General features: G+C 37.0%; 14 protein-coding genes. 1 reads left to right on the top strand and 13 read right to left on the bottom strand.

Annotated features, from left to right (window positions below; genetic code table 11):
- Position 1: 1 nt before the first annotated feature.
- Positions 2-1,813 (top strand): metallophosphoesterase, encoded by a 1,812-nt coding sequence (locus GSQ74_RS07430; RefSeq protein WP_158991699.1) that lies wholly within the window; start codon positions 2-4, stop codon positions 1,811-1,813.
- Between the two features lie 503 nt (positions 1,814-2,316).
- On the opposite strand, the gene GSQ74_RS07420 is transcribed toward GSQ74_RS07430, so the two are convergent.
- The 13 genes from GSQ74_RS07420 to GSQ74_RS07365 form a co-directional block, all read right to left on the bottom strand.
- Positions 2,317-3,666, bottom strand: coding sequence for a hypothetical protein (locus GSQ74_RS07420; protein ID WP_158991695.1), 1,350 nt, complete (start codon positions 3,664-3,666; stop codon positions 2,317-2,319).
- Positions 3,667-3,689: 23 nt separating this feature from the next.
- Positions 3,690-4,841, bottom strand: a complete 1,152-nt coding sequence (locus GSQ74_RS07415) for an abortive infection family protein (protein ID WP_216846691.1) — start codon at positions 4,839-4,841, stop codon at positions 3,690-3,692.
- 93 nt (positions 4,842-4,934) lie between these two features.
- Complete coding sequence (locus GSQ74_RS07410; RefSeq protein ID WP_158991693.1) at positions 4,935-5,123, bottom strand: hypothetical protein; 189 nt, start codon at positions 5,121-5,123, stop codon at positions 4,935-4,937.
- A gap of 5 nt (positions 5,124-5,128) precedes the next feature.
- Positions 5,129-5,398, bottom strand: a complete 270-nt coding sequence (locus GSQ74_RS07405; RefSeq protein ID WP_158991691.1) for a hypothetical protein — start codon at positions 5,396-5,398, stop codon at positions 5,129-5,131.
- A 10-nt stretch (positions 5,399-5,408) separates the two neighbouring features.
- Complete coding sequence (locus GSQ74_RS07400) at positions 5,409-7,814, bottom strand: hypothetical protein (protein ID WP_158991689.1); 2,406 nt, start codon at positions 7,812-7,814, stop codon at positions 5,409-5,411.
- Complete coding sequence (locus tag GSQ74_RS07395) at positions 7,793-9,040, bottom strand: hypothetical protein (protein WP_158991687.1); 1,248 nt, start codon at positions 9,038-9,040, stop codon at positions 7,793-7,795. Before GSQ74_RS07395 ends, GSQ74_RS07400 begins: the two co-directional genes overlap by 22 nt.
- 459 nt (positions 9,041-9,499) lie before the next feature.
- The gene (locus GSQ74_RS07390; protein ID WP_158991685.1) at positions 9,500-10,039 is read right to left on the bottom strand and encodes a hypothetical protein; all 540 of its coding nucleotides are present in this window, start codon (positions 10,037-10,039) and stop codon (positions 9,500-9,502) included.
- A 361-nt stretch (positions 10,040-10,400) separates the two neighbouring features.
- Positions 10,401-10,865 (bottom strand): hypothetical protein, encoded by a 465-nt coding sequence (locus GSQ74_RS07385; protein WP_158991683.1) that lies wholly within the window; start codon positions 10,863-10,865, stop codon positions 10,401-10,403.
- Between the two features lie 40 nt (positions 10,866-10,905).
- Entirely contained in the window at positions 10,906-11,601 is a 696-nt protein-coding gene (locus GSQ74_RS07380; RefSeq protein ID WP_158991681.1) for a hypothetical protein, read from the bottom strand.
- Complete coding sequence (locus GSQ74_RS22865; protein ID WP_256366283.1) at positions 11,598-11,723, bottom strand: hypothetical protein; 126 nt, start codon at positions 11,721-11,723, stop codon at positions 11,598-11,600. The genes GSQ74_RS07380 and GSQ74_RS22865 overlap by 4 nt, the downstream gene beginning before the upstream one ends.
- 214 nt (positions 11,724-11,937) lie before the next feature.
- A complete protein-coding gene (locus GSQ74_RS07375) occupies positions 11,938-12,894 on the bottom strand; it encodes a hypothetical protein (protein WP_158991679.1) in 957 nt (318 codons plus the stop codon).
- Positions 12,887-13,336, bottom strand: a complete 450-nt coding sequence (locus GSQ74_RS07370) for a hypothetical protein (protein ID WP_158991677.1) — start codon at positions 13,334-13,336, stop codon at positions 12,887-12,889. Before GSQ74_RS07370 ends, GSQ74_RS07375 begins: the two co-directional genes overlap by 8 nt.
- Before the next feature lie 2 nt (positions 13,337-13,338).
- A complete protein-coding gene (locus tag GSQ74_RS07365) occupies positions 13,339-13,617 on the bottom strand; it encodes a helix-turn-helix domain-containing protein (RefSeq protein WP_158991676.1) in 279 nt (92 codons plus the stop codon).
- Positions 13,618-13,660 lie beyond the last annotated feature (43 nt).

Genomic DNA, 13,660 nt, shown 5'->3' with positions numbered 1-13,660 from the left:
TATGGCCGACAAAATAATTCTTCATTTATCAGATCTGCACGTAACACAATTAAAAGAGGGTCAAACTATTGATCAAGCCGGCTCTTGGTTGACGACTGCAGATGACACGATCCAGCTGAGAAATTATGCAGATGAATTTGTTCGTTATGTACAAAAAGCCTTCCCGGATCGGCAGATATTTTTAATCGTCACCGGTGACATCGCAGACCGTTCATTGAGTAACGAATACAATAGCGCCAAAATATTTTTAGAACGGATCACAATCGAACTTAAAATCGAGAAAAAAAATATAATGATTATCCCCGGCGATCATGATGTCAACAGGATTAACGCAGCCTATGCCGCTCAACAAGCAGGAAGAGACGCATTTTCATTTGAATTTAACAAAGAAAAATATAGTTTTTTTTCAGATTTCTATAAATCTTTTTTAGAAAGAGACTTTTCATTTGAATCTGCGATAACTGAAATTATGGCTTTTGAAGATGAAAAACTTTTATTGATAGGAATGAATTCCAATTACAAAGTCGGGGCTCAAGCCGCCAGGGGATATATTGACACGGATCAATTGAAAACTGAACTAAACGCATTATTGCCTGGCTATAAAGAATATTCTAAAATCGCAATTTTTCATCATAATCTAGTAGGTGAGTTTGAAAAAGATCCAGATGGACAGTGGGATTCAGATAACAAAATAGGGTTTCTTCGTATTCTTGAAGAAAATGAATTTAAGGTAGTCATTTATGGTAATGAACATATTTCTGTGAGCAGAACGGCCAACCAAATGGTAGAAATTGCTGTCGGATCGTTTGGCGAAAGAAATACACATCCTAACTTTAAAGTCTATGAGATCGAATCAAAAGACAGTATACTTTCTCTAAAGCATAATCGTTATCAATGCATTAGCGACGGATCTCACCAGTCATACCCATTTGGTAACTGGTCTGTGGTAGAGATAAACAATCAATACGAGCAATTAATAATAATTGAACTTCGTAAACCAGCCTTAGAACAAAAAACTTTGGAGACTTCTGATATAATTCAACGATCTCCCGTAACTTCAACTAGTAAAGATGACGCTCAACTTCAGTCAGAGGAATTAAGCACTGGTAATGAAGCAGGATCAACTTTACAGTTGAGTTTTAAAGAAAGCGAATACCACGATAAACTATTTAAAATTGTCAAAGATCTTGACCTATTTAAGTGGGGGCATTTTCATTGGAACGACTCTTCCAAGGCACACAATTGGATAGATGTTCCAATGCTGCTATCTGAACGTGATCATGTATTTCTCGCGCAAAAAGCAATTATGGACGTGGTTGCAAAAAACGCTCTCGAGGCGGATTTTATAATCGGACTTGGCATTGAGGGGAATATCTTAGCGAGTTACGCCGCTCTTAGATTAGATAAGCCATACTCATTTTTGCCTTATTCTTACCGTTACAATGACCACGAGGACTACGAAAAAAAGCTTTCAGTTAAGAATGAGGGAAAATTTAAAAAAATCTTAATTATTACTGACGTGGTTAATAATGGGCATACTGTTGACCGCCTACTGGAGAAAGAATCAGCATTCTTTTCCGAAGATAATGTTGAACAAATCAATGTCGTAGGGTTATTTTACACTGGTGATCCAGAAAACAAACCTTTAAATCCAGACCCACAAAAATACATTCAGTTTTATTATGTGTCTCACCTTAAGGTTGAACGTTGTCCTTATGGTGAGGACTTTAGGCAGACCTGTATGATATATCGAGAAAAACTATCATGTGTTCATGAATTTTATGATGCTGACTCTAAATTTGAAAATTCTTAAAAATAGAGAGCTTAAACGTATAAGTGAGCTTTTTAATCGACAACCTATTTGTATTATTACTGGCAATAAACAAGTATAGTTTTTACGCAGGTTGCTGTAGTTCGACTGAAAAGGTCTTTCCAATTTGTAATGTATTTTAATGCAGTCTGAGCGAATTCAGCTTGTTATGCAACCTTGGAGTTTAAGATTTTGTAAAAATTTGCTTTATACCAGTTGGAACGTATTTGTTTACTATAGTTGCTATTGGTACCGCATGATATTCAGCGCTATTAAATGTTGGATTCTCAATTTGTGAATCATGATCAATACGAAAAATTTGTAAGACATTTTCGTAAAACATCTGATAATAATAAATTTTTATTGCAAAATGGATCATTAAATCCCATCTTCGAATCCCCACTCTCTCATAAGAAAGTTGAGCGGTAATACCGTTCAACTTTCTTGCTTTGTGTGTGTCTATGACCAAATAGGTGCCCTACTTTAGGAATGTTGATGAGCAAGTACTACAATGGCTGTGGTTTAAACCAATGCATGTTGTTTTCTTCTGTTTTATCAAAAGGAATAATTAAAGATGTGTGTTTAAGCGGTTCCGGTACGTTCAGCAAAGTATTATTAAAGCGAACCAACGATTCATCAAATACCCAGCTTTGATCTGGTGGGGCATAAGATTGAAAAAAGTGTACATAGATCCAGGTGAGGTTTTGGTTTTTTATCTCCATGCCGTTTACGGTATGATTGATTTTTTTAAACCGTTCTACTTCTACATCCAAACCATCGTAGGTTTCAATGCCCACATGTACTACAGAATGTTCGTCCATTGGCAATTGGGAAAGGGCTTTTTCCAGGTGCTGCTTAATATCCCTGGCTTTCTTATCTGTAGCTTTAGGTGCGTCACAACTCCAAAACGCGCCAAATGCTTTACCAACCTGGTCTGTAAAAATATTATTGCCGATGCCAGGGCCTAATCGGAATACCTGCGCCATAGTCCCGGAAGAAAACCCCTTGTTATCGTCTAACTTGCCGGCAATCAGTTTATTTAATTGTGGAGAGGGCGACCGCACCGAAAAGTCCTCCAAGTGCTTGTTAACGGCCTGATAATCTACAAACCAAACCTGACAACTTAACAAGCTATTGGTCACAACCCAACCTGGCGTTGTGACTAATTTTAATTTTTCGAAGAGTTGGTCAAATAGAAATGTATCAGGCAGTTTTTCCAGTTCTTTATGGATGGTAACATCTAAAACCATATCCCTTTCCATTAGCAAATTCCTGATATAGGAAAGCATTTTTAACCATTTCGCTTTTTCACGGGCAGAATAATCAGGTGATTTAGATAAGCGCTTACATTCGATAAACCATTCTTTGCCATCTTTAATAGCTTTAATATCCGGCTGCCTGGTATGCTTTAACTCGGGGATGAAACTCACGGTGTATCCATTTCTAACCCATACCAAGGCAACCAACAACTCAAACAATACGGCATCAGCCTCGGTCGGGTCATTTTTGATCAATCGTCTGACTTTTTTGTTGACACCTTTTATTGCGCTCAATTCAGTAAAACATTCGCCCAGCCTTTTAAAGATTGAAAATAACCTTGCCCCCGCAACCGGTTCATAGCACGAGGCAGCGTTCATACAGGTATCCATTAAATACATATACCAGCCGATCTTATCTTCATTGAAACTCACTGATAATGTTGGCGCCTCAGCTTTGTCAATGCCATAACCCACCATGATGGCGTGCTCTATATAATTCTCAATTTTAGCACGGCGTTCTAGCCATTCACTGGGGGACATAAAAGATCTAAACCAATTAAAGCAGCGTTCAACATCATCGTCGTCGTAATTTTCCATAGCCTGTTTTAAATTCCTGCGCATCATTTTGTTTCGGGTCTCGATTCCTGTGAAAAGTCGTAAGTCTGTAACAAGAAACTGCACATAGATCCGGCAAGGTTCACGGCCAGTGCCGCATGCCGCGCCGAGGGCTTCACTTTGTTTTTGCTTTTCCCATGAGCATCTCCCAATTTATTTCTAAGCGCGCCAAGCCCTTCAACCACCGTTTGACAGCCGCCAAGTATTTGTTTAAATACGGCTTCAGTGTGCTGATCAGGCGCAAGATTTAATATGCCTGCCGCTTGTTTATACAATTTTGGTAGTTCCAGACCATCATCATAAACCTGGTTTTGCGAGTCAAGAATATGCTTGCAAACAACTTCAACTAATGCCCTTGCAGAGGTGATAGCCGCTTCGGGATCGTCCTGCATCCGCTGCAAAGCCTTATTCCAAGTTTCCGAAATATATCGCTCGTTAACGGTTTGGACAACCTCATTGACATGGGTTTCATGTGGCGAATGACCGTTTAATTCCAAAGAAGCTTCAACCAGGGCCTCAAAAGTTTCTTTAATGAAAAAGCGACGCTCTGCGTAAGATGGCAGGTGATGTTTAATAAATTGCCAATACTCATATAAGTTATTGCTTTTTTGAATGTATTCCGGGACAAGCGCCTTTAGCTTCGGGTGGGCCAACAAGTCTTTGCGGATAACCTGGAAATATTCCTCGTTTCCATCACCACCGGTTGCCCTGGACGTAAGGAGACTTTTTAAAACTGTAACCTTTTTGTAATAGTTTTTGGAAACCTCGTTCCACGAGGCCATGATACTATCTAACTGTTCTTTGCTGGCTCCCAAAAGCTGGAGATCCCGTTTTAAATCGTTAATCGCGGTGATAAAATAGGTAAAGCCAATACATTTACAAATTGCCGGTGTCAACAGATCTAGCAACTGGGTCGGATCTTCACTGTAAAGCCGGTTTAAAAAAACAGCCAAAACATCCTGATAAGAAATCCCATCAATTAACCCAAGCCAGTTTGTTTGTTGTTTGGCGGTGACTTCATTTACAGATTCCGCATATTCATTGGTAAAGCCGGTGTCGTTGGCGATCCGAATAAACTCATTATCTTCCATCAAAGCCGGAAAACCTATGGTTATCAGATCATCATAAAGTGGTTTAATGCGGGCTATTATATCCATTGAGAAAAGAGTTTAGATAATATGTAAATATACACCCGGCAGGAAGCATTCGAATTATAAATCTAACTCAAGATAAGGTTTATAAAATTAAGATTATCTTCTTTGCATGATGGGGCTGTTTTCAAAATAACGTAATAGCGCTTCGGCATTTTTTACTTTCACATCAGTTTGTAAAATTGGGCTTAACCCCTTCAAGTCCAGCAAGTCTTCGCAACCGGCTTCTGTGAACAATTGCACCAAAGTAGGATTATCAGCTATTGCAAGACTAATGAAGCCAGTCATAGTATCTATATCCAAATATTACTTATCCAATTTTTCAATTTTGTAATTTGGGCAAGTTTGCGCCCCTCCGGTGTGCCATCATTGGTGAGGAACAGAAAGGTTCTAATAATCAGTTTGTCTTCCAACACATCAACAATGATGTAGCCTAATTTCTTACCCATGATTTGTAAGGGCAACAAGTGACCATCCACAAGTTTCCGTAGCAGCCAAAGTAAAAAGATTATAATACTTTGCCACCATGTTTTGCGAGGCACCTTGGCTTCTGCTGATTCCATCTTGCTCCATTTAGCGTTGGACGGTGTTTTCGTTCAAAATCTCACCGTAACCCAAAATGTATTTTTCAAAAAACAATCGTTGTTCCTTTGGCAGTTCATAAATTGCGTTTTTATTACCATTAAGCACATATTGCTCAAATGTATTGATATACAATTGGGTAATCCGTAGCTCCGGAATACTGCCCATCATTTCCGCAGTAGCATTCCGTAAAAAGGCTAGGTCCTCATGCTGCAGTTTTATTTTCTTGTAGGTCAGGATATGGGTGATCCATTCTACCATATTTTCATTCAATTCCCCAACGTAAGACTGCATATCTGATTGTAAAAGAGCATAGAGCTGATCAAACAAATAAAAATGATGCAGTGTAGAGAATGCTTTCCAGATTGCCAATCTTTGCTGCAGTGTCAGCTGGCCGAACTTTTCCAGGAAAACTTTGATATTAAAATGTGTATCCTGAAAATAAACACTGGCGAATGATAATGCGCCCCCCCAAATCCCATAGAGTCTTTTATTATTATCCTGATCATAAGCAGAAGCTAGTTCCAGATGAGCGAAACCTTTGTCGGCTAATTCACGATCCTTATTTTTCATAGCCAGTGCGATCTCCCATTGTGCCAGATCGATCAGGTAGTTTTTATGAGTGGGTGCCAGTTCGATTGCTTTTTGTATCAGTTTGAAGCTCCGATAATAATAGGTGTCGTCGTCTTTTAAATCTGCTAAAAAAGCAAGTGAGTGAGCCAATCCGGAAAAAACAAACTCAGGATTATCATTATTTTTCATAGCCTTTTCATAATTCGCAACGCTCAACGAACATAACTCTTCATCCTTTTTGAGTTTTGCCAACCGAAACAGACCGTAGGCGCCATGTATATAAAGGTGATTTTTTTGAATATACGTTTTGTCCAATTTTAAAAATAACTCTACACCTTCCTGAAACTGATCATTCAGAAAATAAAGTCGTAGTAACAGATCGTCATATTCCCCTTTAGCTATATTTTCCTTTTCCCGAACAAGCAATGCCTGAGCCTCTTGGCATTTGTCCTGATCAATCAGTTTGTTTATCTTCTTGAGTATCGTACTGGTATCTATAATCTGTACACCTGTAGATTTTTTTAATTTCAGCGCCTTTTCAATAGCTAGTATCTCATATTGAAATTCTTTTTTCTCTGACAGATTTTGGCAATTATTTAACAAGTCTGTGAACTTTAATATTTTATTGGTCAGTTCATTTTCATCGTAATAAATCGCCAGAAAGTCAACAAATAGTGCAGTAATACCTTCCTTGTGCTCCCCAACCTCAATACTGATGCGCAGCAAAGGTTCATTAATGTCATATAACTTATTCCTTTTATCCGTCTGATCGGTTATGGGCTCTATTAACTTTTTGCGAATCAGCTCGCTCAATTGTTTACTTAGCGAGGCTTGTTCAATAAAGCAGTTTTTAGAGATAGAGGTTCCTTGCTGCGGCCTTCTGGATAGGGCAATATAGCGGACAATCTTCTGCTGTTGCGGCGGAAGATAGCGGATAAAGGTCTCATAATACGGTTTAAGGTCATTAATCGTCTTAATGAAATGGTTCGACAGTTTAGCCAGCGTATCACTTTTCAGAAATTCATAAAAAGTCACCAATAAGCGGTGGTTGCCCTTTACCAGCTCATAAACCGCTCTAACCTGTGACCTTCCCTTATGCTTCAAGTGCTCAACAACGTCAAGCCTACCATCCAGTTCGGCAAGAGAACTCAGAAAATTTAGCGAATCTTTAAACGATAGGGACTTGAGGTAATATAAATTAAAAAAACCATAAAACGGCCTGTCCTCTCTGTCAAAATCATCGCTAATAGACTGGCTGGTAGCAATAATATTAACGCGGTTATTTTTGTACATCCAAGCCCTGAGCTTTCCCTGCTCTTGTGACCCAATGGCATTAAGTATGTCGCCGAAATTTTCAGCCAGGATTAACAGGGGCTTGCCTGCCATGTAATCTTCGATGATCTTTTCTGCAAAAGAAACTTGAGTTGCTGTACTTACGTCTTGAAGCGCTGTTAATTGCTCCTCCAAATGACTCTTATCCGCTACTTCCCAGCGAATCAGCGCGTAAAGGATACGTATCAAAAAATCAAAATAATTGGCGACACCGTATTCTTCTTCCGCGAAATAGGCGACAACCAGTTGTTTATTTGCGATAAAAGGTTGACAACGGTGATAAAGGATGCGGAGCAAATGGGTTTTACCCATGCCACGCTGCCCGATAATCAGTATTTGCTGATTATTCCCATTGTTGACAATTCCCTCTATTGATCTGAACAAGTACTCCGCATTACGCTCTCTGCCGATCAATAATCGTTCTAATATATCCGGGCTAACACTTTTAGCGCCAAAGGATAATATGGAATTTATGCTCTGTTGATCTTCCACCACTCTTTAAATATTGGATATTTGAAAAAATAAAATCTTTTTCCTTCTCTGAGTTCCCTGACAAGGTAATGATCTCCATACAACGTATATAAGCTTTCTTTTAACGACTCTTTGTTGTCAATATCGAGTTGTGTATGTAAGGAATCTTCGTCAATGAAATCATCCTGCCGGGATATTAAATTCAGCAACTTGATCATTTCGTCCTTTTTATCGTCAGGATAATATATTTCCAGCCTGTCAATAAGCTGTTTGAAAGCCTTGTGATGCCTTGGATCATTAATGATCAGCCGATATGCTTCTCTTATGGTGGCCTCATCTACCTGATAATTAAAGTCGGTCGCCAATAAATTAAATAGCGTTGACATATAAAATGGCAGCCCGTTACTTAAGTTGTAGACCAGTTTCAGACTCTCTGCTTTCCCCTCTTCCATAATTTTGAAACCCGATAGGATAAAGCATTCACAAAGAAAATTTGATTCAGCTTCTGAAAATGGATTTAAGTTGAATTCTACCATCTCGTTTGTAGGTTCACCGGTATATTTGAAATCCTTTCTAAAAGTATTGAGGACCACTTTTATGCCAATGGATCCGCAATAAATAAACCGTATTCCTTTTTTTTCGAGAGCTTGCCTTCTTTCCCGTAGAATGTCCAGCAGTTCCATTGCCTCTTCATGCTTGCCTTCTTTATACCATTCCCATAACATGATGGGTAGCTCATCAAAGATCAGGATCAATCGCCCATCTGCCTTCTCCTGTGCAGTTGAAATATCTTCCAGAGTCTTAAAAAAAATATCCTTCCATGATTTTTTATACTCTGGCAAGTTCAGATGAATTTTGGCTTCACCCACCGAAATTTCCGGCGCGGCGAATATGCCCCTTACAAATTCATAGGTCTTACTGAAATCAATCTGGTACCAGTCTTTAAAGTCCTCAAGACCTTCCATTAACAATTTGATGAGCTGGCCGAGATCCTGCTGTCCCTGGAAAGAAAAATATTTAGCTTTGAAATTATCCTTCTTAAATTCATCTGGCAAAAGCCCCTTATTGCACAAGTAGGCAAGCTTTAACAATAGCAACGACTTCCCCATACGTCTCATTTCTTCTACTGAAATGCTTTGTGCGCGAAGCAAGCGGAGTAATTTTACAATATCATCCTCCCTCCCTATGATCTGTCCCTCTGGAATTGTGCCTATTGTTGGCACTAAAGGAAATGGTGTTTTTGCCATATTATCTTACGTTTCATACAAACGTAAGATAATTTTATCGTAAGACAAAATTATCTTACGATAATATTATCTTATTTATCGGTTTGTCAACATTTATAATACTTCCTTTATTGAAGTTTGTAATAGATAGGCTACGTTGTATCAAAATACTTACTCTTAATCGCTGTTAATTCGTAATATCATCGGAAATCTTGCACTGAATTAATAACTATATCAGCAATAAAATGTATATTTGGATATAGCGTTTGCAGCTACCAAAGTAAATTAAAAAGTGGTGAGTAATTCGGTGAGTTAGAATTTCAAACCCTCATAAGATATTAAAAATCAAACCGATACGGAGCCGATACAAATCCCTCCGGCTCCACAATTAAAAAGCCTAACTAATTGTTTTTAAATTAGTTAGGCTTTTATTTTTACAAATGGGTGCAAAAAAGGGTGCAAAATATTAACTTTTCATTATTACTTTTTCACATTCAACATGAATGCTGCACATTTTTCAACTTGCTTTCTAAGCCGCTCTGTTAAAAAGGGTGCATCCACTCCCGTATAATCAGATGTTAAGCCTAATCTAATTACATCTATTTTATTTGTCATCAAAAATTTAAGCTGGTTGTCAGTAATTTCAGCACCAATGCTTAAAACGGCACCCATACCTGAGCCACCTTTTTTGGAAAGAATTGTATCGGCCTTAAATCTGAAAACACTGTCATTATCCATCTTTAATAAAATCGAGCATTTCTTTATATCGACTGTATTAAAATCAAAATTTCCGACGTCAGCCCCGGATAAACTTGGCATCCATATAAGCGACACATATTTTTTTCCATCCGTTTCGGCAAATCCAAACATTTGTCCAATGTTATTGAACGTCCCCCCTAACATGATTGTTGCGGCTTTGATTTGTTTTCCGCTGAAAGCGTCTTTTTGATTTATTAATTGTTGGGCGTGCCCAGTTAGACTTAGGATAGTGACCAATCCTAAAATGGTTAAGGTTTTCATAGTTGTCGTATTTATGAGTAATAAAAATATGGCGTAACTAAATTTATCCTTAGCTACTCAGGGTTACGACGCCCCACACGCATAAAGATACAGTTACGCCATGACAGCGTACTACATCGTTTATATTGCGTGTGCTTAAAAGTCGTAATTTGAGCAGCAATAAAAGGATAGTACAATATTTTAAACATTGCTAAATTACAGTATTTAAGTCATTACCTAAAATAAGGCGTCTTATATTTAGCTATAATTCCAACGATAGATTTATAAAAAAAATACTAATAATTTGTCTTTATAGTAAAAAAAGGCCGCCATTAAATGACGGCCCCAACTCAATTAAAAACAAAAACACAAAAATTCTTTATTATTTGATAACGTCTTTTTCTGAATCAGCAAGCGGAATACCAGTGCTAATATGTTCTACATAAACGGTTTTAACCATAAATTCACCTGTGCTATATTGCTCAATTCTTTCAGTATAGCCACGTCCTTTACCCTGTGTTTTTAAATAAAATTTGACAATATCAGCACGTATTTTTTCTGATCCGGTGTGCATTAACGATATTAAAATTTCTTCAGCGTCGTCAATCGCCGCGGCTCTAATTTCATTTAATTTATCCGGGCTTCGCTTTGCCCGGTCTTCAACTGCTTGTCTACTAAAAGAAATTCCATACTTTTTTTCGATTGCGCGGGCCGTTCGTGCAAGTATGCCAGCATTTGCCTTTAAAACATCAAAAAACTCTTCATCTGAAATTTTGTAATTCGGTTTTAACTCGGGCTTCGTGGGTGTATTTACGGTAATTGTCGTTGTTCCTTTTTGCTTGCTCATAATTATTATTGACAAGGTTTTAAACAATGGTTGTCAAGGTTTAAGACACGGTATTTTTAATGGTTAAAAAGTATTTTGGATTGACTTTTAGCGACCGGGTTTCTTTAGATAAATCAACCGTGGCAAAACTTTCAATATCAAACCTTTCTTTATACATGCCCTTAAATATCGTTTTTCCAAATGCTTCATCACTAAAAACAGCGAATTTTTGTAAAGCCTTAATGGCTGAAGACATTAATTCATAGGCTGTAATTTCCGCATCTGTCTCAGCGAACAAACAAGCTTTATTAATTATGTCATCATAACAGGTTGTATTTAGTTTGACTTCGCAATTTTCATCAACTTCAAATGCAGATAATGGCACACTTAAATGAGGTAGTTTTAACTTAACTGTGCTTGCAGCCTTTAAAAATGTTCTATTGTCGGGTAATTCAAGCGTTTGCAAGTACGCCTCTTTGCTAACTTTGAAATGCCCCTGTTGTACTGGTTCAATCACTAAAACAGCTATACAAGCATCATAAAAAACAATCGGATTTTGTACTGCTTTGTTCAAATCCGATGTGTTACCGATTTCCCCTATTTCCATTACATTAAAATAATCAATAACATCTTTTAAAGCGGTTTGCAACCAATTTGCATCGCTTTGAATAGTTGAAATTTGATCCTCGTTTCTTGAAATCAGAATACGCGACAACTTTTCTTTTTTTACGCAATTTTTTTCTTTTAAATTTTTCATTTTTTATTGTTTTTAAGTTGATTTGCTTTATTTGGATTAATGGCATTAGCCGTTGTGTTTTTTAACGCAATTGAAAGTTTACGTTCTTTTTTATATGCTAATATTTTAGATTTTAGAGACATGTTTTTGAAGATTTAATAAATGGTATGTTACCTATTTATATATTTTAATAGAGTATATTAATTAGAAAAGTATATTAATTAATGGTGCTGTTAATGATGTTGTTAAAGTTGTTGTAAGCATTATTCTTTTAAGGTGGTTTCATTATTAACGCGCTCATATTTTATGGTGTGTAATATTAATTTAAGATGCTTTACTTATTAAAGGTGTTGTACTTTACTTAGCTGTTAACTCTCTAATTTTTTCTATTGCAGCCCGCTCCTGTGTTTTAATCTTGAAGTGTATATTTTTATTTTTTTTGCTTTGTAGATAATTTGCAACGGCTATTGGCAGTAAATTATAATCCAAATGACACGATATAAATAGTCTTGATTTTACACCAACCGCCATACCTATTTTAGCAGAAATGAAATTGCTTTTTTGCAATTCGATTAATAACTTATCAAAATGGTACCGCTTGTTATACCGTTCATACACATTACTAATTGCTGGGTTATTTAAGCTTTCTTGTAAGGCGACCTGTGATTTAGCGCCGACCATTCGCATTACGATAAACGACTTTGTTGTTGAACAAAAATCCTTTTTACCAATTATGCTCTTTATACCAACAAAGGCAGCCAATAATTCAAATTCATAAATTATTTTGTCATCATTATTAAATTGCAATAGGGTTTCGATTTTCACCATAAAAGTTGCGTCTTTTCCAAACCGATCTTCATATTTTAATATTTGCTCATTTATAATCTTTGCATTATTAATAATTGCTGTAATATCTCCGGCTAAGTTTAAGGCTTGCATAGCTTTTTTAAATTGGTAATACTCAATACAAACCATTTCAAAATCAGGATAACATAATGCCACTTCAGCTAATTCTTTTCTTTCAAAAGATGGATCAAATGCTTCGCCATTAAATCCTCTTAATCCTTTATCGGGATTAAATTGCTTTGCCTTTATAAATCCTTCAAACCAATTATTTAAACCTGGGCTTAGATTATTATTGTAATAGTCATAAATAACGCAGTTTAAAACTGCATCACCATTACTGACAACTCTAATGGCATAGTTAGATATAGCATTGTGTAAAATGGCTGTAATAGCCTCTTTGGGGTTGATATGCAATTTTCTGATTAGGCATAATGAGCATAAACCATATTTATCATTTTGGTTAACCATTTTTTAGCCTTTCAATAAAATCAACTACTGTTTTAAAATCGCGGGCAACAATATATAAGCCACCTGCAGCGGAAACTTTTTGCCGCGTTTTTCTCTGATAATCGCTAAGCTTGTCAACGCCAATTTTAACTTCAATACTAAGATGTTTTCCAAATAATACAGCGTGTATGTCAGCCGTTCCTAAATCAGTAATGCCGGGCCTAAACATTTGCAACTTTTCATCCCATATTCCAGCTGTATTGATCCGGGTTGCATACCCGCCAATAAACTTTATATAGTCAATTAGGCACCGTGTTAAACCATTCGCTGTTTTATAGTTATAACTATATACATGAATGTAATTTGGCGGTATATTTGGATGCTTAGCTATTGAATTATTTTTAGCCAATTCTTTCAGTTTAGCAATAGCCGCGTTATTATCTATTTCAGCCTGTGTTTTCACAATTAGGCTCCTTTCTTTTTGCTTTCCAGCGCAGCGATGACTTTAGACTTCTGAAATAGAATACGACTGCCTATTTGCATAAAAGGGATTTTGCCTTTTTTGCGCCAGCGTATAATCGTAGGCTCTGTAATGCCTAAGAATTGGCATAATTCCTTAACAGTAATAGGTTGCTCGTTTTGGCTATCCTGTGTTATAGGGGTTACTTTTTGAAAAGCGGACTTTACAGCTGTATCAATCGCTATTTGTAGTTCTTGTGGGGTTGTGATTAATTGTAATTGCATAACATATATCGTTTAAGATTATGCTTGCAAGATCATAACAGAG

It is taken from the genome of Mucilaginibacter sp. L196, from assembly GCF_009765905.1.
Classification (GTDB): Bacteria; Bacteroidota; Bacteroidia; order Sphingobacteriales; family Sphingobacteriaceae; genus Mucilaginibacter.
Note: the sequence above shows the minus strand (reverse complement) of the source record. Positions and strands in the feature narration are given on the sequence as shown.